This window comes from Pseudomonas sp. RV120224-01b (assembly GCF_003208145.1).
GTDB classification, from domain to species: domain Bacteria; phylum Pseudomonadota; class Gammaproteobacteria; order Pseudomonadales; family Pseudomonadaceae; genus Aquipseudomonas; species Aquipseudomonas monteilii.
The window spans coordinates 203,040-225,118 of sequence record NZ_QKMQ01000007.1; the positions used below are offsets into that span (position 1 = coordinate 203,040).

Sequence of the window (22,079 nt, forward strand, 5' to 3'; positions counted from 1 at the left end):
CCTCTGTTATAAGGGTCGCGCCGTAGTTCTACAATCACGGGCATAGAACAAGCACATCAAATGCAATCAGCCCTTCCTGGCCTTGTCTTTACGCACTTTTCTATCGGTCCAGTCATCCAGCACCTTGGCCGCCGCAAAGGCAGCCTGAACGGCGCACCATTGCAAGGGTTCAGGCAGCAAGGACGGCGTCTTGTGTTGCAGTGCCGCCAGCAGTTCAGGCGCCTTGCCGTTGATTTGTTCGGCAAACAGCTTGCCGATCAACGACTGGGTGCCCAGCCCGTGGCCCGAGCAGCCGGCGGAGTAGTAAATGTTCTGTTTCGCGCCCATGGCACCGATCACCGGCAGGAAGTCGTAGGCACCACTGACGTAACCACTCCAGCAGTGCTTGACGCCCAGGCCCTGCAAGGCCGGATAGCGTTCGCGCAGCACCTGTGCCAATGCCGTGTAGGCATCATGGTCCGGGATATTCGGCGTCTTCGAACCGTAGGCATACCCTAGCTTCTTGACGGTCAACACCATGGTGCCGTGCGCCGTCAGGCGGTGGCTCTCCATGGTGTAGTGCGGCGTGATGATCCCTTCCCGCCCTTGCCAGCCGAGGGCAGCCAACTGCTGCGGCGACAGCGGTTGGGTTTCGATTGCCGACACGCGAATGGCCGCGACCTTGTTGCGCAACACCCCCAGCTGCGGGGTATAGGCGTTGGTGGCCAGTACCATTACCGGGGCGCTTGCACTGCCATGCGCGGTTTTGCAGGTAATGACCGGCCCTTCGCTGAAAGACAGCAACGGTGTGCGCTCATAGAGCTTCACCCCCGCCTCGATGGCCGCGCGCCGCAGGCCGCCGATGTACTTCCCGGGGTTCAAGGTGCCGCCACACTGCTCGGCGGCAAACAGAAAGGCCGAGGGGATGCCCCGCGCACGCATCTCGGCACCGTCCACGAAGCGGCTCACCGCCCCCAGCTTCTGACCCAGTGCCATGTTTTCCCGCAAGCGCTTCTCCTGGCTGGGATGAACACCGGCCCGGAGCACGCCCGAAGGGTTGTAGTCACAGTCGATGCCCAACGTTTTGAATCGACCTTCCACGTAGGGCACCGCCTCGTCATAGAACCTGACGAACTGCGTGGCCTGCTCCATGCCCACGCGCTTGACGAACATATCGTATTCGATACCCATGCTGCCCAGCAGGTAGCCGGCATTGCGCCCGCTGGCACCAAAGCCGGCGAAATCCTGCTCCAGCAGGATCACATCCGCCCCAAGCGCCCTCAGCTCCAGCGCGCTCGACAGGCCGGCAAAGCCGGCGCCGACCACGATGACATCGGCCTGCACATTTGCTTCGAGCGTTGGCTGCAAATCGACCGGCCGCTCCACCCATCCACCCAGGCTACGAAACTTCAACGGTGCTGCACCACCGTGGGCTGCTTTGTTCAACGCATTCATTTACATGGTTCCTGGAAAATCGACTGTGGCTTGCGCCCTGGACCGCCCTATGGAGGCCCAGGCGCGTCAGAACCCCTTGCCCGGCTCGGCGAAATTCGCCATGCCCAGCAGCTCTTGCGGGTCGCGCATCTGGCCATCGATTTCTACCCAGCCCAGCAACGTGGAGCTGGCACTCCAGCCCAGCAGGCGTTGCATTTCTGCTGGGAGCTGGCGAACGCGTTCAACGGGAATGGACAGGAAGTGATTCTCTTCAAGGCGCAGGAAAGCCAGGTCATAGGCCATGGTCAGGCCGGTACGGGGAGCCTCGGATCTGTTGGCGCCGCCGCCGTGATACACCGACCCCATCCACAGCAGCGCCGAGCCGGCCTTCATCTGCGCGGCGACCGTCTCTTCCTGGGTCGGCATGCGCTCGTCATCCCATAGATGACTACCGGGGATGACCCGCGTCGCTCCGTTCTCATCGGTAAAATCCGAGATAGCCAGCATCATCTGCAGGCGGGCCTCACGCCCGTACTGGGGATGGCGCCACAGCGACGTGGCATCGTCACGGTGCAACGGCTGCAGGCCCTGGCCCGGGCCGATCTGGATGGCCTGGGTGATGCTGAGTTGAATATCGGGCGCGACCTCGATGCGGTCGCTCCCGACCCAGACATGGGTAGGTGTTTGCAGGATCTGCCTGGCCGTATCGATGAACAGCGGGTTCAGCGCCACCTCCACCGCCGTGTCGCTGCGCCCTATGATGCGGGCGACACGCCGGGTCTGCGTGCCGGCGAAGTAAGGGTCGACGCCGCAAGGCGTGGCCTTCAAGTAGGTGTCCAGCTCTTCGGTGAGGGCCTTCAGCGTGGCTGGCGAGACGAAGTCACTAATGATGACCCCACCGTCACGCCGGATGATCTCCACCACTTGCTCGACCGAGGCATCGCTGCTGACCGTCGAGAGTTCTCGTGTATCCATCTGCGTTCTACCTGTCTGGTTTTGTCGTTGTTCTGTCCAGTGAGCCTCGGCAACCCGGCTCAGCCCACCCGGTGCCAACCACAGTGTTCGCGACCGTCGTCCTGCGATGACACGGTGGAGAACTCATCATTACCGAACATGGTCACATGATCAAGTCGTTTGATTAAACTAATTTTCGTGCTGTGCTATCCCAGGGCATGGGATTGCATCGACTCATGGATCCAGGCATGACCTTGCGATAGCATTCGTCACCGCCGACACCCGAGCAGAGGGCTGGCGGCACTACCGAATAGGGAGAACTCAATGGCTCGGATTGGCGCTGAAGAGCGCAGGCAGGACTTCATCGAGGCCACCGTCAAGGTGATCGCAGAACATGGCGTGGCCAACGCCACCACCCGGCGTATCGCCGCAGCGGCAGACTCGCCCCTGGCGTCGTTGCACTACGTCTTCCACACCAAGGACGAGCTGTTCTATGCGGTCTACGAGTCCTTGATCAACATGCCGCAACAATCGTTGCAACACGTGCCGACAGGCGCCACGGCCGCGGAATCGGTGGGGGAAATGTTGCGCCAGCTGGTCAACTGGTTCACGGCCCACCCGGAAATGGCCACCACCCAGTTCGAACTGTTTTGCTGGAACCTGCGCAACAACCCGGAAATGGCGACGAAGATCTATGCCGTGTCCCTCGAAGCGGCCCAGCAGGCCATCGTGAAGGTCACTGACGGCGCGCTGGACCAGGCCGCACTGACCACCATCAGCCGCCTGCTCATCAACCTGTTCGATGGCTTGATGCTCGCCTGGTCCGCCCACGGCGACCGCGCGCGCCTGGAGGCCGAGACTGATACGGCCTGCCAGGCGGTAAAGCTGCTGGTGGCCAGTTACTGAGGCACCCGGCGGATGCGCTGTGCTGCGCTTAAGCGCAGCGCATCCGAGCGGCCTGTGACAAGTCACCCGCGAGTGCTTCAACGAGGTCGCTGTGGGAGCGGGTTTAACTGCGAACACCGGCACAGCCGGTGCCCTCCACCGCGTCGCCTGCTTCGCGACTAAAGCCCACCTGGCGGATAGCATGCTCCCCCTGTAGGAGCGGCCTTGTGCCGCGAAAGGGCTGCGAAGCGGCCCCGGCAATCTTGAGGTGTAATCGAGATCCTGGGGGCGCTGCGCACCCCTTTCGCGGCACAAGGCCGCTCCTACAGAAGAGCTGCGCAAGACATGGCGCAAATCAGCATTGCGCCACCCTTCAATGTGCAAATCATCCTAAAACGATAGCGACCTGGTGCATTTTGCACCTTGTCCCGCACCCTTGGCCGCCCTATTCTGGTCAGGTGATCAAGTCAAAAGATCAGTCTCTATAACACAATAATCAGGAGGCGAGATGTCCTCTCACACTGCTCTTCCGGTTGAACCGCTCGATATTTTGATCATTGGGGCCGGTGTGTCTGGCATCGGCGCGGCGGCCTACCTGCGACGCAATCAACCGAACAAGACCTTCGCCATCCTCGAGTCCCGCGAGCGCATGGGGGGTACCTGGGACCTGTTCCGTTACCCCGGCATCCGCTCCGACTCGGACCTGTACACCTTCGGCTTCGACTTCAAGCCCTGGACCAAGGCCAAGTCCCTGGCGGACGCAGCGGACATTCTCGAGTACCTGGACGAAGCCATCGACGAGCACCAGTTGGCCCCCTTCATCCAGTACCAGCAGAAAGTCATCTCGGCCAACTGGCAAAGCGAAAGAGGCCTGTGGGCGGTACGCATCGAGGACGGCCAAACGGCGCAGATCCGCACCCTCGAATGCCGCTGGCTGTTCAGCGCAGGTGGCTACTACCGCTACGACCAGGGCTTCACCCCGCGCTTCGAAGGCACCGAGCAGTTCAAGGGCCAGATCATCCATCCGCAACACTGGCCGGAAAACCTCGACTACAGCGGCAAGCGCGTCGTGGTCATCGGCAGTGGCGCAACCGCGGTCACCCTGATTCCGGCCATGGCCGACAAGGTCGCCAGCATCACCATGCTGCAGCGCACGCCCTCCTACATCATCAACCAGCCGGCCAATGATGGGGTGGCAGCGTTCCTGCGCAAGGTCCTGCCCGCGCAAACCGCCTATTCCCTGACGCGCTACAAGAACGCCAAGATCACCCTGGCCTTCTGGGGCTTCTGCCAGCGCTTCCCCAAGCTTTCGAAGAAACTGCTGCTGTGGCTGACCCGCAAGGAGCTGCCGAAAGACTACCCGGTCGACGAGCATTTCAACCCGCCCTACAACCCGTGGGACCAGCGCCTGTGCTCGGTGCCCGAAGGCGATCTGTTCAAAGCCATCAGCGCGGGCAAGGCCGACATCGTCACCGACCATATCGAGCGGTTCACCGAGTTCGGTGTATTGCTCAAGTCAGGCAGGATGCTCAAGGCCGACATCATCGTCACCGCCACGGGGCTGAACGTGCAGCTGTTCGGTGGCATCAGCCTGTACAAGGACGGCAAGCCGGTGGTGTTGAGCGAGACCCTGGCCTACAAAGGCATGATGCTCTCCGGCGTGCCCAACTTCGCGTTCGCGGTGGGCTACACCAACTCGTCCTGGACCTTGAAAGTCTGCCTGCTGTGCGACCACTTCTGCCGCTTGCTGGGGTTGATGGAACGCAAAGGCTACAACGTCTGCGAACCCAAGGCGCCGGATGGCATCGAAACCCGCCCCCTGCTCGACTTTGGCGCCGGCTACGTGCAGCGGGCGTTGGACAGCATGCCGCGCCAGGGCCCGTGCGAACCCTGGGTGATGTCGATGGATTACTTCCGCGACGTCAAACTGCTGCGCCGCGGCACGGTGGCCGACAAGTGCCTGAAGTTCACCGCAGTGCCCAATGCGCCCTTGCACGCCGATGTTCAGTTGCAGCAGCAAGGTAGCCGCCGATGAACACCGATCGTTTCTGCGAACTGCCGGGCGAACGCAAGCTCTGCTATCGCAGCCATGGCGACGAAACCGCCCCGGCAGTTGTGCTCATCGTCGGCCTCGGGCTGCAGCTGACCTACTGGCCGCAAGCGCTTATCGACGGGCTGGTCGAGCAAGGCTTGCGGGTCATCACCCTGGACAACCGTGACGCGGGCCGCTCGTTCTTCACCGATGTGGCGCCCCCCACGACCCTGCAGCAGTTTCTGCGCAAGCGCACACCCGGCTATGACCTGGGTGACATGGCCAACGACGTGCTCGGGCTCATGGACAGCTTGAAGCTGGCAACGGCTCATGTGGTGGGGATGTCGATGGGCGGCATGATCGCCCAGACCCTCGCCGCGCGTTACCCCGAACGTGTCAGCACCCTGACCTCGATCTTTTCCACCACAGGTTCGCTGCGCGTCGGCCAGCCGGCGCTCAAAGCCCTGTTCCAGCTGCTGCGCCGTCCACCGCGCAACCAGCACGAAAGCGTGCGCGACTACGTGGACATCATGGGCCTGATCGGTTCGCGGCTGGAGTGGAACGAGCCGGCCTTGCGTGACTACGCCACACAGGCCTGGCCGCGCGGTGGTGGTGAGGCCAGCAACCTCGGCACCGCCAGGCAGATCGGCGCGATCATCAACTCCGGTGACCGTACCCAGGAGTTGCGGCAGATTCGCTGTCCGACGCTGGTCATCCATGGCGACAAAGACCTCATGGTCGCCACCAACGGCGGCTTCGCCACGGCGTCGGCGATTCGCGGCGCCAACCTGGTGCTGCTGCCCGGGATGGGCCATGACTTGCCGTCGTGCCTGTCGGGCACCTTGCTGTCCCTGCTCACGGGGCACATGCGCTAGCACAGATTTTTTAGGGGCGCGTCGCTTGGTCGCCCCTCTTTTTATTCCGCTGGAGGCTTTTCGCAACACGCTTGAGCAAGACCCAAAACAACAACATCCCGGCCTGTACGTCACCGCCAGGCCCACATCACACGCCTGAGCCGTTAACCGCGGCCAGGTGCGGATGCTCCTCCACTGCCCTTTCAACAATGACAACAATTGAGCAAGAGGTACGTATGGAATTCAAGTTCTTACTCCCCAGCAAAATCGTGATGGAACCCGGCCTGCGCGAGCGCACCGGTGACCACCTGCGCGAACTCGGCCTGGCCCGCGTGCTGATCGTGACCGATGCCGGGGTCAAGGCAGCGGGCCTGCTGGACAGCGTCTACGCAAGCTTGGACAAGGCCGGCATCGCCTACGAGGAAGTGGCGGACATCAAGGCCAACCCGCGCAGCGAAGACATCAACCACACCGCCCAGCGCTATCGCGGCACGGGTATCGACGGCCTGCTGGCCGTGGGCGGCGGCAGCGCGATGGATGCGGCCAAGGCCATCAGCCTGCTGCTCACCCACGACGGCCGTATCGAAGACTACGAAGGGTCGTTCACCCTCACCCAGGCCATCCCGCCTATCGTCGCCATCCCGACCACGGCCGGCACCGGCAGCGAAGTGACCTGCTTCTCGGTGATCACCGACACCGCCCGCCACTTCAAGATGAACGTGCTGGACTACCGCATCGGCCCGATACTGGCGCTGCTAGATTCCCACATCACCGACACGCTGCCGCCATCGATTGCCGCCGCGACCGGCATGGATGCCCTGACCCATGCCATTGAAGCCTACACCTGCCGCGTGGCCAACCCGATCAGCGACGGCCTGGCCCTGCATGCGATCCGCCTGATCAGCCAGCACCTCAAGGCGGCCGTGCAGGAGCCCGACAACCAGGCAGCCCGGGAGCAGATGCTGGTGGCCAGCCTGATCGCCGGCATGGCCTTCGGCAACGCCGACGTCGGCAGTGTGCATTGCATTTCCGAAGCCATCGGCGGCATGTACGACACGCCCCACGGCGTGGGCAACGCGATCTTCCTGCCCTTCGTGTTCGGTCACAACCGTGATGCCGATATCGTCCGCCATGCCCAGGTCGCCTACGCGTTGGGGATCGACCCCACGCTGTCGCCGGTCGATGCCGCCGAGGCCGCCGTCGGCCATCTGTTCCAGATGAGCAAGGATCTGGGCATCCCTCGTTTCGCCGAGGTCAAGGGCGTGCGCGAGGACGACTTCCTGACCATCGCCGAAAAGTCCAAGCAGAACTTCTCGGACGCCAGCAATGCCAAGGCGATGTCCGTAGAGGCCTACCACGACATCATCACCACCGCTTACCACTTCGTCGCGTAAGAGGGCACCGTCATGAATCAGTCAACCTCAGGCGCCTCGTTGAGGCGCACCCTGGGCCCGTTTTCCGTGCTGCTGTTCGGCCTGGCCTTCCTGGCCCCACTGATCGTCTTCGGCACCTATGGCGTGATCACCCAGGCCAGCGGCAACACCACGGCCATGGCCTACCTGATCGCTGCCACCGGCGTGGTGTTCACGGCCTTGAGCTACGGCCGATTGGTCAGGGTGTTCCCGGTGGCAGGTTCGGCCTACACCTACACCCGCAAGATGCTCAACGCCAACCTCGGCTTTATGGTGGGCTGGGCCGCCCTGCTCGACTATTTCTTCATCCCGATGCTGATCTGGCTGCTCGGCGCCAGCTACCTCAACATGGCGTTTCCCGAGGTGCCCCAGTGGGTGTGGATCACCGGCTTCATCGTCAGCACCTCGCTGCTCAATGTGCTCGGCATCCAGGTGGCCAACCGCTTCAACGTGCTGTTGATGGTGGTGCAACTGGTCATCATCGTGGTGTTCATCGGCCTGTGCGTGCACTACATCGTGGCAGCCAACGGCCCGGGCGGGCTGCTGTCGGCCAAGCCGTTCTTCAACCAGGACGTGCCGTTCGCCACCAGCATGGCCGGCGCCGCCATCGCCGCGTATTCGTTCCTGGGCTTTGACGCGCTGTCCACGCTGAGCGAGGAAACCCGCGACCCTGGCCGCACGCTGCCGCGCGCCATCCTGCTGGTCGCCATGATCGGCGGTTCGGTCTACGTCGGCTCCTCGTACTTCATGTACCTGGCGCACCCCTCCCCCACATTCGAGCTGGTGGACGGGGCCGCCTTCGAGATTGCCCGGATGATCGGCGGCGACCTGTTCTTCGCCGTGGTCCTGGCCGGGATCATCGTCGCCCACTTCGCGGCGGGGATGTCGTTCCAGGCCAGCGTGGGCCGGCTGCTCTACGCCCTCGGCCGGGACAACCAACTGCCCCGCCGGCTGTTCGGCGCGCTGCACCCTCGCTACAAGACGCCGGCCTTCAACATCCTGCTGTGCGGTGTGTTCGGCACCGCCGGGTTTGGCTTGACGATCGCCACCGCCACCTCCCTGGTCAACTTCGGCGCCTTCCTCGCATTCACCGCCGTCAACCTGTGCGCCTTGCGCCTCACCTTCGATGCGCGGGTCAAGGATGGCGCCGGATTGCTGCGTGGGGTGCTCTGCCCGCTCATCGGCCTGGTCACAGCCGGGTGGATGCTGGCCAGCCTGGATAAAGACGCCCTGATCATGGGCAGTTGCTGGCTCGGCCTGGGGCTGGTCTATCTCGCCTGCCGCACCAGCCTGTTCCGCAACCCGGTCCCCGACGCCTTGGCGTAGCGACCCTGCTTCCCCTCGAACGCTCTGACGACAATCCCAAGGCAGGCCACAGGCCTTGCCGTTCAAAGACGAGAATCGACATGCAAACAAAGCTCCTGATCAATGGCGCCCTGGTGGCTGGCGAAGGCGACGACCTGGCCGTGTACAACCCGTCCCTGGGCAGCGTCCTGGTACACACCCACGAGGCCAGCCGTGCCCAGGTGCATGCCGCGGTGCAAAGCGCGGCTGCCGCCTTCGACGCCTGGTCGCAAACACCGCCCAAGGACCGTGCGGCACTGCTGCTCACCCTCGCCGACCGCATCGACGCCCTGGCCCCTGAGTTCGCACGCCTGGAGGCGGACAACTGCGGCAAGCCGTTCACGGCCGTGCTGCAGGACGAACTGCCCGCCGTGTCGGACGTGTTCCGCTTCTTCGCCGGCGCCGTTCGCTGCCTGCAAGGCTCGGCGGCGGGCGAGTATATCCCGGGGCACACCTCGATGATCCGCCGTGACGCGGTCGGTGTCGTCGCCTCCATCGCGCCGTGGAACTACCCCCTGCTGATGGCGGCGTGGAAACTCGGCCCGGCCCTGGCCGGCGGCAACACCGTGGTGCTGAAGCCCTCCGAGCACACCCCGATGAGCACCTTGAAACTGGGGGAACTGCTCGCCGAGATCTTCCCCGCCGGGGTGGTCAACATCGTCCATGGCCGCGGCGCCACGGTGGGTGAACCGCTGACCAGCCACGCCCAGGTGCACATGGTGTCGCTGACCGGTTCCGTGCGCACCGGCAGCCGGATCATCGAAGGCACCGCCGACAGTGTGAAGCGCATGCACATGGAGCTGGGTGGCAAGGCCCCCGTGCTGATCTTCGACGATGCCGACATCGACGCCGCCGTCGAGGGCATCCGCGCCTTCGGCTTCTACAACGCCGGCCAGGACTGTACCGCCGCCTGCCGCCTCTATGTGCAAAAAGCGGTCTACCCGGAATTCGTTCGCAAGCTCGGCGAAGCCGTGTCCAGCATCCAGTGCGGGCTGCAGGACGACCCGGCAACCGAAATGGGCCCGCTGATCACCCAGGAGCACCTGGAGCGTGTCGAGGGCTTCGTCAACCGTGCCCGGGAACTGCCCCATATCGAGGTAGTCACGGGCGGCAAGCGCGGCGCGGGTGCCGGGTTCTTCTTCGAGCCCACGGTCCTGGCCGGTACCCGTCAGGAGGATGAGGTGGTGTCCCGAGAAATCTTCGGCCCGGTGGTCACCGTCTCGTCCTTCGAGGACGAAGCCCAGGTACTGGCCTGGGCCAATGATTCGGCCTACGGCCTGGCCTCTTCGGTGTGGACCGCCGACGTGGGGCGCGCCCATCGCCTGGCCGCCCGCCTGCAGTACGGCTGCACCTGGGTCAACACCCACTTCATGCTGGTGAGCGAGATGCCCCATGGCGGCGTGAAGCTGTCGGGATACGGCAAGGACCTGTCCATGTACGCCCTGGAAGACTACACCGTGGTCCGCCACGTGATGTTCAAGCACTGACCGCCCCACCACACCCCATCATTGCAAGAGGTTATGCATGAACAACATAGAGACGTTCGAAAGGCTCGAGTCCAACGTGCGGATGTACTGCCGCGACCTGCCGCTGGTGTTCGATACCGCCCAGGGCAGCAAAATCCGCGGCGAGGATGGCCGCGAGTACCTGGACTTCTTCGCCGGCGCCGGCGCCCTGAACTATGGCCACAACGACCCGCGCATGCGCGATGCCTTGATCGCCTACCTGTCGGCCAACGGCGTGGCCCACGCCCTCGACCTGCACACCACCACCAAGCGCCAGTTCCTCGAGTCGATCGAGCGTGACCTGTTCCAGCCGCGCGGCTGGGACTACAAGGTGCAGTTCACCGGCCCGACCGGTGCCGACGCCGTCGAAGCTGCCTTGAAGCTGGCGCGCAAGGCGACCGGGCGCACCAAGATCGTTTCCTTCTACGGGGCTTACCACGGCATGACGGCCGGCGCGCTGGCGGTCACCGGCAACCGCACCCGCCGGGGCCCCGGGCTGTCCAACGACGTGGTGTTCGTGCCGTACGAAGATAGCCCTTACGGTGAGTTCGACAGCATTGGTTTCCTCGAGCGCCTGGCCAACGACCAGGGCAGCGGGTCGGAACTGCCGGCCGCCGTGATCGTCGAGTCGGTGCAGATCCAGGCCGGTGTCTACCCCGCCTCCAACCTGTGGTTGCAGCGCTTGCGCCAATGGACCCGCGAGCACGGAGTGGTGCTGATCTGCGACGAGATCCAGGCCGGCTGTGGCCGCACGGGCGACTTCTTCGGTTTCGAGCGCTCCGGGATCGTGCCGGACCTGATCACCTGCGCGAAATCCATCGGTGGTTTCGGCCTGCCGATGGCGATCGTGTTGATCCGCGCCGGGCTGGATGTGTGGCAGCCTGGCGATCACATCGGCACCTTCCGCGGTAACCAGCTGGCCTTCCTGACCGCGCAGATCGCCCTCGGCTATTGGCGCGACGCGCAGTTCCTCAAGCTGCTGACCGACAACAGCGCGGCCATGACCCGTGCGGTTGCCGGTTTCGCCGAGATCCCGGGCGTCGCCTCCGCCCGCTCGCGCGGGATGATCGCCGGCATCGATTTCGGCCGCGGCAACGTGGGCTTGGCCAAGGATGCCCAGCAACGCGTGCTGCAAGCGGGGGTGCTGGTCGACCGCTGCGGCCCGAACGGCGAAATTATCAAGCTGATGCCACCGGTGAACACCCCGACCGACCAGCTCGAACAGGGCCTGAACGTCTTCGGCGAGGCGGTCGCGGCAGCGCTTCGCCAGTAACTGCAGGGTACAGGCGTGCGCCCCGGGCGCACGCCACCTGCTCACCTGCGGGCAACCCTCGCCCAGCGACAGGAACACGAGCCAATGAGCACCCACGCTTCAACCGTTCAGAACGACCTGGCTTCACTCATTCACCCCAACACCAACCTGGCCCTGCACCGAGAAGTCGGGCCGCTGGTGATCACCCGTGGTGACGGCATACGGGTCTTCGATGAGCAGGGCAATGCCTACCTCGAAGCCATGTCGGGCCTGTGGAGCGTTGCCCTGGGCTTCAGCGAACAGCGCCTGGTAGACGCCGCCGTCGAGCAGTTCAAGCAACTGCCCTACTACCACAGCTTCAGCCACAAGACCAACGCACCGGCGGCGGCGCTGGCCGCCAAGCTGGCCGCGCTTGCGCCCGGCGATCTGAACCATGTGTTCTTCACCAACTCGGGTTCCGAGGCCAACGACTCGGTGGTGAAGATGGTCTGGTACGTGAACAACGCACTGGGCAGGCCCGCCAGGAAGAAATTCATTTCCCGTCAGCAGGCCTATCACGGCGCCACCGTCGCCGCCGCCAGCCTGACCGGCATCCCGTCGATGCACCGTGACTTCGACCTGCCGGCCATCCCGGTTCATCACCTGACCTGCCCGAACTTCTACCGCTTTGCCCGGCCAGGGGAAACCGAAGAGGCCTTTTCGGCGCGGCTGGCGGTGGAGCTTGAGCGTTATATCCTGGCCGAAGGGCCGGAAACCATTGCCGCGTTCATCGGCGAGCCGGTGATCGCGGCGGGCGGCGTGATCCCCCCTCCCCGAGGCTACTGGGCGGCGATCCAAGCGGTGTGCAAACGCTACGGCATCCTCGTGGTGATCGACGAAATCATCACCGGCTTCGGCCGGCTTGGCACGATGTTCGGCGCTGAGTTGTACGGTATCCAGCCCGATATCATGGTGGTCTCCAAGCAACTGACCTCGTCCTACCAACCCCTGGCGGCCGTGCTGGTGTCCGATGGCATCCATGACGTGCTGGTAAGCCAGAGCCAGCGCTTGGGGGCATTCGCCCATGGCCTGACCTGCACGGGCCACCCGGTTGCCACCGCCGTAGCCCTGGAAAACATCCACATCATCGAAGAGCGCGACCTGGTTGGCCATGTCCAGCGCCTGGCCCCGGTGTTCCAGCGCCGGCTGCGTGACTTTGAAGACCACCCATTGGTGGGCAACGTGCGCGGCGTCGGGCTGCTGGGCGGCATCGAGCTGGTCGCCGACAAGGCCACCCGTCAGCCGTTCGCCTCACCCGGTAGCTTGGGCGGCTACGTGTTCAAGCAGGCCCACAAGCACGGGCTGATCATCCGCGCCATCTACGACACGATCGCCTTCTGCCCACCGCTGATCACGACAGAAGACGAAGTGGATGTCATTTTCAGCGCCTTCGCCAAGACCTTGGACGACGCGACCGGCTGGGCCCGGTCGCAGAACCTTCTGTGAATACAACAAGAAACCAGGAGTGATGAATCATGCAAAACCCAGTTGATGCCTGTTCAGACTTTGACGTATCCGTCGTGGGGCTTGGGGCCATGGGCACGATCATGGCGCAAGCGTTGCTCAAGCAAGGCAAGCGGATAGCGGTCTGGAATCGTTCACCCGACAAGGCACAGGCGCTCGTCGCTGCCGGCGCCCACCTCTGCGACAGTGCGCACGCCGCGCTCGCGGCGAGCCCGGTCACCATCCTGGTGCTGCTGGACAACGCAGCGGTGATTGAGGTTCTGGGGTCTGCCAGCGTGAACCCAGCACTGGCCAACCGCACAATCGTCAATTACACCACCGAATCTCAGGAAGAGAGCATGGCGCTCCAGGCGCTCGTCAACCGTGCGGGGGGGCACTACGTCAAAGGCATGATCGTGGCCTACCCGCGCAACATCGGCCACCCCGAAAGCTACTGCATCCATACCGGCGAGCAGGAAGCCTTCGAGCAGCATCGCGCACTGCTGCAAGTGCTGGCCGGCCATACCCTGTTCCTGCCCTGGGAAGAAACCTACGCGTTCGCCGCCGTGCTGCATGCACATTCGTTTGCCGCGATGGTGGCGTTCTACGAGGCCGTGGGCGCCAGCCAGGCGTTTGGCATGCCCGCTGCCAGCATGGCCCGGTTGATCCTCGACACTTCGCGTTTTTTCGTCGCCGATGCACTTGAAGACGCCGTGCGGCGCTTGGAACAGCAGGATTTCGCGGGTGACCAGGCCAGGCTCGACGTGCACGCCGGTGCCTTCGCAGAGATTGGCCAAGCCATGCAGGCGGGCGGTGCCTGGACGCCGGTGTTCGACGCCGTGTGCCAGGTTGCTCAGCGGGCAACATCGATGGGTTACGGCGATCAGGACATCGTGGCTGCCACCCAGGTGTTCGCGGTGTGACGTCCATGCACCTGTCATGGGATCGCATGAGGGCCACCAGGTGCATGCCGACAGGTTTGCAGCGCCCATGAGATCAAGCGCCGCGCGGGCGGCGCTCGATCTCAAGAGCGCTGCAAGACTCCCGCCGAACACTTGGCGGCCCTCACGCGAACACCTTGAAAAGGATGGCCTTCACAGGCCGCACAAAAGGGTTGTTTTGTGGCGCACTTTATCAAGCTTTTGCCGGCGCCACGGACCAGACTCCACAGCAACAACTACAACAAAAACGCTGGAGGTTCCCATGAGCCGCTTTGGTTTTATCCTGGCTACCCTGACGCTGGCCATGTTCCTGACTGCCGTCTATGCCCCCAAACCCGCAGTCGCCAATCGAACAGCGGCAGCGCAAATGGGGCATCCGATTGCGAGCATTGGCGAGATCTTCAGGGGCTACTAGGCCACAAGCGCTACGGTCGCCTGCGCCCTCTTCCCAGCAGCCGTGGCTGACGCTGTATGCCCTGGGCCTTCTGCCAGTTCAGCGGGCTCATGTTGTGCCAGCGATGAAAGGCCCGGCAAAAGCCACTGGTGTCGGAATAGCCGAGCAGCCTGGCCAGCTCGCCGATATCGGCCGAAGGCCTGGCCAGATACGCGTGGGCCATGCGCTGGCGAACGTCTTCCAGCAACTGCTGGAACGACAAGCCTTCACGCGCCATGGCCTGGCGCAATTGGTCCGGGCTCAACGCCATGATGCTGGCCACCTTTTGCGCCGTGGCCCTTCCGCTGGGCAGCAAGTGCTGCAGCAACTGCTTGATCTGGCTGGCCAGTTCATCGCTGCTCAACGGCTCCAGGCGCTGCATGCTCCTCACGACCAAATGCTGCAACGCTTCATCGCCGGTGGCGCACGGCTGCGCCAGCACCGACGCCTCGAACACCAGGGCCAGGCCAGGTGCATCGAAGGTCACCGGCATGCCCAGGGCCTGCGCATACAGCGCGGTATCGGCACTGGCCGAATGCCGTAGCCAAATGGCAGTGGGTTGCCAGTGGGGGCCCAGCAGTGCGCGCATCATCTGTATCCCTGCCGCACAGGCCAGTTCTTCTGCCTGGCGCACGCCAGGCGCATCGGCCTGATGCACGTGGTAGCTGAGGATCACCTGCCCGTTTTCATTGCTCAGCCCCACCTCGGCGGCGGCATTGTACAGGGCGTAATGGCTGCACAACTGCAGCAGCGCGTCGCCGACCGTGCGGGCATTGCGCAGCACGTGAAGCAGGTCGCCGAACACGCTCGAGGCCTGGAACAAGCCATAGTGCAAACCGAACAACGGGTTCCCCGACTGTTGGCTGCAGGCCTGGAGCAAGGCGCAATACTGCTGGTAGGGGAACAGGTTGTCCTCATCTTGCAGGCTTTGCAGCGGCAAGCCGATCTGCTTGAGCATCCGCGCAGGATCGAGCCCTTGCCGGGCGGCGAACTCATGGAACCCGACAAGGCTGAGCGCGCGAACCAAAGGCACGGTGGTCATGTTGGCCAGGCCCTCGCCGGTGGCGGCGCGGCATCCTTGGCATGCTGATCGTCCGGCCCACGCTGTAGCTGGCGCCTGCATTGTTGCGCACTGATCCCATGCCAACGGCTGAACGCCCGGGAAAACGCGCTCAATTGGGTGTAGCCCAGCAGCTCTGCCACCTGCGTCAGGCTGATCGAGGCATCACGCAGCAAGCGCATGGCCATTGCCTGGCGCGTCTTGTCCAGCAGCACCTGAAAACTCGTGTTCGCCATCAGCAGGTAACGCTGCAGACTGCGTGGGCTCACATTCAGGTCCAGGGCGACCTGCTCGATCGTGACCCGCCCGTGGGGCATCCGACTGCGAATCAGCTTTTGAACATGCCACGGCAGGTCCTGCACGGTGATATCCGCCAACTCCTCCTGTAGCTGGCGCATCAGTTGCAGGAGCCGCTCATCTTTTTCGCCGAGCCCTACGTCCAGCAGCGACGGGTCGAACACCCAGGCGTTTTCCCGGTTGGCGAAACGCGGCGTGACACCCAGCAGGCCGCGGTAGGCACTTGGTGGTACATCAGCGGATGCGTGGCGCAGCAGCAAGCCGCGAGGGTGCCATTGGCCTTTGAGCAGGCTATGCATCAGTTGCGCGGTCATCCCCATCGCCAACTCCACGGTCTGCCGTATGCATGGAAGATCGGCATCGGTGACCTGGTACAACAACCGTGCATGGCCGGCCTGGCGTTCGAGGCGAAACTCCGCTGCGCTGCTGTGCACGTGGGAATAGCGGCTCAATGCGCTCAGCACATCGCCCACGGTGCCCTCGTTCTGAATCACATGCAGCAGGCTGCCGATACCGCGCATACCGTGCTGCAGGCCGAACTGGAGCCCGAACAACGGGTTGCCGGAACGTTGCGCACACACCTCCAGCAGGGCGCTGAATTGCCGAGCAGCGAAGGTTGCATCAGGATCGGCAGGGCCAAGTGAGCACTCTGCCAGCAGGGCATGGGCATCCAGCCCTTGCGCCGTGGCGAACTCGTCAAAACCCAGTAACGCGGTACCACGGATGTAGGACGTCATCGCAGAAGCCCAGGGCTAAGTGGCGGTGGTGCGTATGAACGCGCGGCTTGCCTGTATTTTGGCGGATAGTGTGAAGCTTTTGTACGCCTGGATAGCACAGACTTCAGCGGGCCAGCGGCTGGCCGCGAGGGTGACCACGCATCCCCCCTGCGGTCGGCCGCTTTGTCGTTCATGGCCTAGGCAGCACCCTTAGCCCGTGCTGTCGGCCGCCGCCTCTTGTTGCCGTGCCCATTCGCGCAGGACGAACTTCTGGATCTTGCCCGTGGCCGTCTTGGGCAGCTCCACCAGCGAAACGTGGCGCGGTGCCTTGAAGTGCGCCAGGTGTGCACGGCACCAGCGGATCAGGTCTTCACCGGTGATACTGGCCAGAGCACCACCACGCAGGGTGACAAAGGCATGGGGCGTTTCGCCCCAGCGTGAATCCGGGCGCGCCACCACGGCAGCCTCGACTACCTCGGGGTGCTGGTAGAGCACTTCCTCGATTTCCAGCGAACTGATGTTCTCGCCACCGGAAATGATGATGTCCTTGGCCCGGTCCTTGATTTCCACGTAGCCGTCCGGGTGCAGCACGGCCAGGTCGCCGGTGTGCAGCCAGCCGCCGGCCAGTGCGCTGCGGGTGGCCTCGGGGTTGTCCAGGTAGCCTTTCATCACCGTGTTTCCGCGCACCACCAGTTCCCCCAGGGTGAGGCCGTCGGCCGGCACCGGCCGACCGCTGTCGGTATCCAGCACCGTGGCCTCTTCGAGCATCGGGTGGGCAACGCCCTGGCGGCTCATGAACCGGGCGCGGGCCTCCAGGGGCAGCTCGTCGACACCCGGCTGCCACAGGCACAGGGTGCTGGGGCCGTAGCTCTCGGTCATGCCGTAGGCGTGGGTGATGCTGAAGCCGCGGGCCTCCATGGCGGCGATCACCGCGCTGGGTGGCGCAGCGCCGCCGGTGATCACCGCTACCGGCCCGCTCGGCGCGCCGGCGTGCTCGGCATGGATCAGCATCGACATCACCACCGGCGCGGCGCTCAAGTGGGTCACACCATGCACGGCAATCGCCGCATGGATCGCTTCGGGCTGGACCTTGCGCAGGCACACATGGGTGCCACCGGACAGGGTCACCGCCCAGGTGTGGCTCCAGCCATTGCAGTGGAACATCGGCAAGGTCCACAGGTAGACGCTGCGCGGCCCCAGCTGGAAGATCAGCGCCCCGGCGCAGGCATTGAGGTAGGCGCCACGGTGATGCAGCACCACCCCCTTGGGGTCGCCGGTGGTGCCGGAGGTGTAGTTGATGGCGATCGACTGCCATTCGTTCTGCGGCGCGCTCAGCGGCCTGGCCGGGTCGCCCTGGGCCAGAAAGCTCTCGTAGTCCAGGTCATCGGTCAGCTCGCCCTGCCCGGCCGCGTCATCGTCGATGCCCACCAGCAATGGCGGTGTATCGAGCATGGCCAGTGCCTGCTGCACCACCGCGCCGAACTCACGGTCGTAGATCAGCACCTTGGCCGCGCAATGGCGCAGGATGAAGGCAATGCTGCGCGCCTCCAGGCGGATATTGATGCACACCAGCACGGCCCCCGCGCCCGGCACGCCATAGTGCGCCTCGAGCATCTCGGGGATGTTCGGCGCCAGGATCGCCACCCGTTCGCCCGGCTGCACGCCGACCCGCTCCAGCGCACTGGCCAGGGCCCGGCTGCGCAGGTGCAACTGCTGGTAGCTGTAGCGCCGCTCGCCATAGACCACGGCATCGCGCTGCGGGTACACCTGGGCAGCGCGCTTGAGGAACGACAACGGTGACAGCGGTACATGGTTGGCTGCGTTGGGGGCAAGCTCGTGCTCGAAGGTCGGGTGAGTCATCACTGCCACTCCATCGACAGGTTATCCAGGCATTGAAGGTACATACACATCTCCTGCTTATTGTTGTTCTCGCCTCAGGCTTGGGTCCGGGTCAGCTCACAGGCTGCTGCACAGATGCCCGCCATCGACCACGATCTCGGTGCCGCTCATGGCCCGCCCGGCATCGCTGGCCAGCAACAGCAAGGCGCCGTCCAGGTCCTGTGGCTGGCTGAAGCGCCGGCTTGGGATACGCGCGCGCAGCTTCTCCCCCGCCTCGCCGGCCAGGAACGCATCGTTGAGCTCGGTCATCACGTAGCCCGGCGCCAGGGCGTTCACCCGGATGCCATGACGCGCCAGTTCCAGGGCCATGGCGCGGGTCAGGTGGGCCAGCCCGGCCTTGGCCGCCAGATAAGGGCCGACCGCGCCGGCCACGCGGCTGGCGAGGATCGAAGTGACATTGATCAGGCTGCCGCCCTGCCCCGCGGCGACCATCCGCCGGGCGCACTCCTGGGCCACGGTCCAGGCGCCCTTGAGGTTGGTGTCGAGCACCCGGTCCCAACTCTGGTCGTCGCAGGCCAGCAGCGGCTGGCTGTCGCTCACCCCGGCGTTGTTGACCAGCACATCCAGCGGGCCGGCGGCGTCGAGCACCCGGCACACATCGTCGCGGCAGGTCACATCCAGGGCCAGGGCCCGGGCGCGACCACCGGCCAGCTCGATGGACTCGACGAGACTCTGCAGCGGCGCCAGGCGCCTGGCCGTTACCACCACTTCGGCGCCGGCCGCCGCCAGGGTGGTGGCGAAATGTCGGCCAAGGCCGCTGGAGGCGCCGGTCACCAGCGCGCGGCGCCCATCGAGGGCGAACAATCGGGCAAGGGTCGGCTGCATCAGTGGGCTCCCTGGCGCTGGTCGAGGAGTTTCTTCGCCAGGCTCATGCGGTGCACTTCGCTCGGGCCGTCATAGATGCGGAACGGGCGAATGTCGCGGAAGATCCTCTCCACCACGGTCTCCCCGGTCACTCCACGCCCGCCCAGCACCTGCACGCAACGGTCGACCACCCGCCACAGCGCCTCGGCGCTGATCACCTTGGCCATGCTCGAATCGACATTGGCGCGCTGGCCCTGGTCGAGCACCCAGGCGCAGTGCCACACCGCCAGGCGCACCACATGCAGGTCCATCATGTTGTCGGCCAGCATGAAGCCCACGCCCTGATGCTCACCCAGCGGCTTGCCGAACGCATCGCGAGTGCGTGCGTAGTCACAGGCGATGTCATGGGCCCGTCGCGCGGCACCGAGCCAGCGCATGCAGTGGGTCAGGCGCGCCGGTGCCAGGCGCACCTGCGCATAGCGGAAGCCCTTGCCGATCTCGCCCAGCACATCGCTGGCCGGCACCCGCAGGTTGTCGAAGCGCAATTGCCCGTGGCCACCGGTGAAGCAGCTGTCCAGGGTATCCAGCTGGCGTTCGTGGACGATCCCTTCACGCTGCATGTCGGACAGGAACATGGTCGCCGAGCCATCTTCCATGCGCGCCATGATGATGGCGAACCCGGCGCCGTCGGCCCCGGTAATCAACCATTTGCGGCCGTTGATCAGGTAATCGTCGCCATCGCGGGTTGCGGTGGTGCGCAGCATCGACGGATCGGACCCCGAGCCCGGCGCGGGTTCAGTCATGGCGAAGCACGAACGCACGTGCCCCTGGACCAGGGGCCGCAGCCAACGGTCCTTCTGCGCTTCGGTGGCCACCACGTCCATCAGGTGGATGTTGCCTTCGTCCGGGGCATGGATGTTCAGCGCCACCGGGCCCAGGGGCGAGTAGCCGGCCTCTTCGAAGACGATGGCCTTGGCCGCGTGGCTCAGGCCCAGCCCACCCATTTCGCGGCTGGCGTGGGGCGTCAGCAGGCCTGCGGCCTGGGCGCGGGCCTGCAGGTCCCGACGCAGGGCGTCGCTGGGGCCGTGGCCATCCTGGCGGGGGTCGTTTTCCAACGGGATGACCTGTTCGGCAATGAAGGTGCGGGTTCTGGCCTGCAGTTCGAGCAGTTCGTCTGGGAGCGCGAAATTCATGGGTTTCCTTCTTCGTACGTGTCGGTCTTGAAACTAGAGCTCGCCGCGCTCAGCGCACGGCCTTGGGGTTACTGATCGCCAGCCGGTCGAGCGTCACCTGGCGCAGCGTCTCGACCAGAGCGCAAGCGCTGTGCGGGGCGTCATGGCGACCTTGGCGAATCGCCCGCGCCAGCTGGCTTCGGGCTTCCTGCAACGACGGCGCGGGCGCATCGATCAGTGCGGCCAGGCGCGTCTGCTCCTGAAGGCTGACGGCGGCGTCCAGGCGGTTTTCCCGGGCGGCGATGGCCATGGCGTTGGCGATCATCAGCGTCGGGTAGCGCAGCTCGCCGGGCAGTGCCGGCAATAACTGCTCCAGCAAGGTCTGGCGGGCGATTTCGAGTAGTTCATGGGCGTGCGGCTGGGTCATGGCGCATCGGCTCCGGTGATGTTCAGGATGTCGAGTTCAAGTTCGGGCAGCAGGCGCGCGGTCAGTGCCAGCTCCAGGGAAGGCTCTTCGCCGGACAGGTGGCGCTGCCCCTGCTGCAGCGCGATCACCGCCCAGCGCAGGGTCGCCATGACCTGCCAGTAGTGCAGTTGGCGGGGCTCGATCCACAGTGGCGAGACCTGGTGGTAGCCACGCAGGAAGTCCGCCAGCTGGCCGATGCCGCCGGCTTCCAGGTCGGGGCGGGTGAAACGCCAGCAGGGGGCGGTGAACCAGCCCAGGTCCTCGCAAGGGTCGCCCCAGCCGGTGAATTCCCAGTCCAGTACCGCCTCCAGCCCCTGTTCACTGGCCAGGTAGTTGCCGGTACGGTAGTCGCGGTGCAGCAGGCACAAACGGCTGTCGCGCGGGGCATGCAGCTCGCACCAGCGCAGGCCCCACTCCAGTGCCGGATAGGCATCGTCGAGGGTGTCGAGGTAACGCCGGTAGGCATCGACGGTGGCCAGGGCCGGCGAACGCTGGGGCACGGGCAAGAAGTCCAGTGCCGCGCTCGGCGGGCGGATCTGATGCAGGCGCGCCAGGTTGGCGCCGAGCTGCTCTGCCAACCGGGCCTGACCGTGGGCGCCCGCTCCTGCGCTGAGCAACCGCCCGGCCGCGACACCCGGCACATACTCCATCAGGAAGAACACCCGCCCGTGGACCTGCGTATCACCGCACAGCCAGAGCGGCCGCGGCACTTTCACCCCAGCCTGGTAGGCCACCTGCAACACGGCGAACTCCTGGGCGCGGTCGAGGCTTGCCGGCAGCGCGGACAGCGCGTCGCTGCGCAACACCCAGCGCCGGGCACCGGCCCAGGGGCCGCCCTCGATCAGTAGTTCAAGCAGCCAGTTTTCCTGGATGGCACCGCCGCTTAGGCGCTTGCGGGTTTGCATGACAACGCGTGTTGCCGTTGCCTGCTCGCGGATGAAGTCGACAAGGCGCTGCTCATCGGCCGAGACCGCGAGCGCGTCGCCTGCCGGACAAGTCGTAGAAGAACTGCTCATGAATCAATGATCCTGCCTTCGGTTTCAAGTGGGCAGGTCAGCTAGAGCAACGCCTGGGCCAACTTTGCCTGGATCACCTGCAGGCCTCGTCATACCTGGCCTGCAGCGGCTCACGGGAAAGGCTGGCGAAGCGCTGCATTGC

General features: G+C 64.7%; 19 protein-coding genes. 10 read left to right on the forward strand and 9 right to left on the reverse strand.

What is annotated here, in order from left to right:
• Positions 1–66 precede the first annotated feature (66 nt).
• On the reverse strand, positions 67–1,434 hold the full coding sequence (locus N436_RS13660; RefSeq protein WP_110741301.1) for an FAD-binding oxidoreductase: 1,368 nt from the start codon (positions 1,432–1,434) through the stop codon (positions 67–69).
• A 66-nt stretch (positions 1,435–1,500) separates the two neighbouring features.
• Entirely contained in the window at positions 1,501–2,388 is an 888-nt protein-coding gene (locus N436_RS13665; protein ID WP_110741302.1) for a phytanoyl-CoA dioxygenase family protein, read from the reverse strand.
• 303 nt (positions 2,389–2,691) lie between these two features.
• Here N436_RS13665 and N436_RS13670 point away from each other — a divergent pair, with 303 nt between their 5' ends.
• The 10 genes from N436_RS13670 (at position 2,692) to N436_RS13715 (ending at position 14,489) form a co-directional block, all read left to right on the forward strand.
• Positions 2,692–3,273, forward strand: a complete 582-nt coding sequence (locus tag N436_RS13670; protein ID WP_110741303.1) for a TetR/AcrR family transcriptional regulator — start codon at positions 2,692–2,694, stop codon at positions 3,271–3,273.
• A gap of 487 nt (positions 3,274–3,760) precedes the next feature.
• A complete protein-coding gene (locus N436_RS13675) occupies positions 3,761–5,287 on the forward strand; it encodes an NAD(P)/FAD-dependent oxidoreductase (protein WP_110741304.1) in 1,527 nt (508 codons plus the stop codon).
• Positions 5,284–6,159 (forward strand): alpha/beta fold hydrolase, encoded by an 876-nt coding sequence (locus N436_RS13680; RefSeq protein ID WP_110741305.1) that lies wholly within the window; start codon positions 5,284–5,286, stop codon positions 6,157–6,159. The genes N436_RS13675 and N436_RS13680 overlap by 4 nt, the downstream gene beginning before the upstream one ends.
• 215 nt (positions 6,160–6,374) lie before the next feature.
• A complete protein-coding gene (locus tag N436_RS13685; RefSeq protein WP_110741306.1) occupies positions 6,375–7,532 on the forward strand; it encodes an iron-containing alcohol dehydrogenase in 1,158 nt (385 codons plus the stop codon).
• A gap of 12 nt (positions 7,533–7,544) precedes the next feature.
• Positions 7,545–8,876 (forward strand): APC family permease, encoded by a 1,332-nt coding sequence (locus tag N436_RS13690; protein WP_110741307.1) that lies wholly within the window; start codon positions 7,545–7,547, stop codon positions 8,874–8,876.
• An 80-nt stretch (positions 8,877–8,956) separates the two neighbouring features.
• Positions 8,957–10,381: a gamma-aminobutyraldehyde dehydrogenase gene (locus tag N436_RS13695; RefSeq protein ID WP_110741308.1), complete on the forward strand. Its 1,425-nt coding sequence runs from the start codon at positions 8,957–8,959 to the stop codon at positions 10,379–10,381.
• A 37-nt stretch (positions 10,382–10,418) separates the two neighbouring features.
• Positions 10,419–11,672 carry a diaminobutyrate--2-oxoglutarate transaminase gene (locus N436_RS13700; protein WP_110741309.1) on the forward strand — a complete coding sequence of 418 codons (1,254 nt, stop codon included), beginning with the start codon at positions 10,419–10,421 and terminating at the stop codon, positions 11,670–11,672.
• Between the two features lie 84 nt (positions 11,673–11,756).
• Positions 11,757–13,136, forward strand: coding sequence for an aspartate aminotransferase family protein (locus N436_RS13705; protein ID WP_110741310.1), 1,380 nt, complete (start codon positions 11,757–11,759; stop codon positions 13,134–13,136).
• Positions 13,137–13,165: 29 nt separating this feature from the next.
• Positions 13,166–14,056: an NAD(P)-dependent oxidoreductase gene (locus tag N436_RS13710; protein WP_110741311.1), complete on the forward strand. Its 891-nt coding sequence runs from the start codon at positions 13,166–13,168 to the stop codon at positions 14,054–14,056.
• Positions 14,057–14,336: 280 nt separating this feature from the next.
• The gene (locus N436_RS13715; protein ID WP_110741312.1) at positions 14,337–14,489 is read left to right on the forward strand and encodes an amino acid permease; all 153 of its coding nucleotides are present in this window, start codon (positions 14,337–14,339) and stop codon (positions 14,487–14,489) included.
• Between the two features lie 10 nt (positions 14,490–14,499).
• Here N436_RS13715 and N436_RS13720 read toward each other — a convergent pair whose 3' ends face one another.
• The 7 genes from N436_RS13720 to N436_RS13750 all read right to left on the reverse strand — a co-directional run bounded on the left by N436_RS13720 (position 14,500) and on the right by N436_RS13750 (position 21,937).
• Complete coding sequence (locus N436_RS13720; protein ID WP_110741313.1) at positions 14,500–15,549, reverse strand: AraC family transcriptional regulator; 1,050 nt, start codon at positions 15,547–15,549, stop codon at positions 14,500–14,502.
• Positions 15,546–16,601, reverse strand: a complete 1,056-nt coding sequence (locus N436_RS13725; RefSeq protein WP_110741314.1) for an AraC family transcriptional regulator — start codon at positions 16,599–16,601, stop codon at positions 15,546–15,548. Before N436_RS13725 ends, N436_RS13720 begins: the two co-directional genes overlap by 4 nt.
• 189 nt (positions 16,602–16,790) lie before the next feature.
• Complete coding sequence (locus tag N436_RS13730) at positions 16,791–18,440, reverse strand: acyl-CoA synthetase (RefSeq protein ID WP_110741315.1); 1,650 nt, start codon at positions 18,438–18,440, stop codon at positions 16,791–16,793.
• 96 nt (positions 18,441–18,536) lie between these two features.
• The gene (locus N436_RS13735; protein ID WP_110741316.1) at positions 18,537–19,304 is read right to left on the reverse strand and encodes an SDR family NAD(P)-dependent oxidoreductase; all 768 of its coding nucleotides are present in this window, start codon (positions 19,302–19,304) and stop codon (positions 18,537–18,539) included.
• A complete protein-coding gene (locus N436_RS13740) occupies positions 19,304–20,476 on the reverse strand; it encodes an acyl-CoA dehydrogenase family protein (protein WP_110741317.1) in 1,173 nt (390 codons plus the stop codon). The genes N436_RS13735 and N436_RS13740 overlap by 1 nt, the downstream gene beginning before the upstream one ends.
• A gap of 49 nt (positions 20,477–20,525) precedes the next feature.
• The gene (locus tag N436_RS13745) at positions 20,526–20,882 is read right to left on the reverse strand and encodes a DUF6285 domain-containing protein (protein WP_110741318.1); all 357 of its coding nucleotides are present in this window, start codon (positions 20,880–20,882) and stop codon (positions 20,526–20,528) included.
• On the reverse strand, positions 20,879–21,937 hold the full coding sequence (locus N436_RS13750; protein ID WP_110741319.1) for a phosphotransferase family protein: 1,059 nt from the start codon (positions 21,935–21,937) through the stop codon (positions 20,879–20,881). The genes N436_RS13745 and N436_RS13750 overlap by 4 nt, the downstream gene beginning before the upstream one ends.
• Positions 21,938–22,079: the final 142 nt, after the last annotated feature.

Excerpts from the sequence above, each read along its gene's own strand:
- N436_RS13750 (WP_110741319.1), bottom strand. The coding sequence starts at position 21,937 with ATGAGCAGTTCTTCTACGACTTGTCCGGCAGGCGACGCGCTCGCGGTC.
- N436_RS13740 (WP_110741317.1), bottom strand. The coding sequence starts at position 20,476 with ATGAATTTCGCGCTCCCAGACGAACTGCTCGAACTGCAGGCCAGAACC.
- N436_RS13675 (WP_110741304.1), top strand. The coding sequence starts at position 3,761 with ATGTCCTCTCACACTGCTCTTCCGGTTGAACCGCTCGATATTTTGATC.
- N436_RS13720 (WP_110741313.1), bottom strand. The coding sequence starts at position 15,549 with ATGACCACCGTGCCTTTGGTTCGCGCGCTCAGCCTTGTCGGGTTCCAT.
- N436_RS13715 (WP_110741312.1), top strand. The coding sequence starts at position 14,337 with ATGAGCCGCTTTGGTTTTATCCTGGCTACCCTGACGCTGGCCATGTTC.
- N436_RS13735 (WP_110741316.1), bottom strand. The coding sequence starts at position 19,304 with ATGCAGCCGACCCTTGCCCGATTGTTCGCCCTCGATGGGCGCCGCGCG.
- N436_RS13690 (WP_110741307.1), top strand. The coding sequence starts at position 7,545 with ATGAATCAGTCAACCTCAGGCGCCTCGTTGAGGCGCACCCTGGGCCCG.
- N436_RS13745 (WP_110741318.1), bottom strand. The coding sequence starts at position 20,882 with ATGACCCAGCCGCACGCCCATGAACTACTCGAAATCGCCCGCCAGACC.
- N436_RS13695 (WP_110741308.1), top strand. The coding sequence starts at position 8,957 with ATGCAAACAAAGCTCCTGATCAATGGCGCCCTGGTGGCTGGCGAAGGC.
- N436_RS13660 (WP_110741301.1), bottom strand. The coding sequence starts at position 1,434 with ATGAATGCGTTGAACAAAGCAGCCCACGGTGGTGCAGCACCGTTGAAG.
- N436_RS13730 (WP_110741315.1), bottom strand. The coding sequence starts at position 18,440 with ATGACTCACCCGACCTTCGAGCACGAGCTTGCCCCCAACGCAGCCAAC.
- N436_RS13685 (WP_110741306.1), top strand. The coding sequence starts at position 6,375 with ATGGAATTCAAGTTCTTACTCCCCAGCAAAATCGTGATGGAACCCGGC.
- N436_RS13665 (WP_110741302.1), bottom strand. The coding sequence starts at position 2,388 with ATGGATACACGAGAACTCTCGACGGTCAGCAGCGATGCCTCGGTCGAG.
- N436_RS13670 (WP_110741303.1), top strand. The coding sequence starts at position 2,692 with ATGGCTCGGATTGGCGCTGAAGAGCGCAGGCAGGACTTCATCGAGGCC.
- N436_RS13725 (WP_110741314.1), bottom strand. The coding sequence starts at position 16,601 with ATGACGTCCTACATCCGTGGTACCGCGTTACTGGGTTTTGACGAGTTC.
- N436_RS13705 (WP_110741310.1), top strand. The coding sequence starts at position 11,757 with ATGAGCACCCACGCTTCAACCGTTCAGAACGACCTGGCTTCACTCATT.
- N436_RS13700 (WP_110741309.1), top strand. The coding sequence starts at position 10,419 with ATGAACAACATAGAGACGTTCGAAAGGCTCGAGTCCAACGTGCGGATG.
- N436_RS13680 (WP_110741305.1), top strand. The coding sequence starts at position 5,284 with ATGAACACCGATCGTTTCTGCGAACTGCCGGGCGAACGCAAGCTCTGC.
- N436_RS13710 (WP_110741311.1), top strand. The coding sequence starts at position 13,166 with ATGCAAAACCCAGTTGATGCCTGTTCAGACTTTGACGTATCCGTCGTG.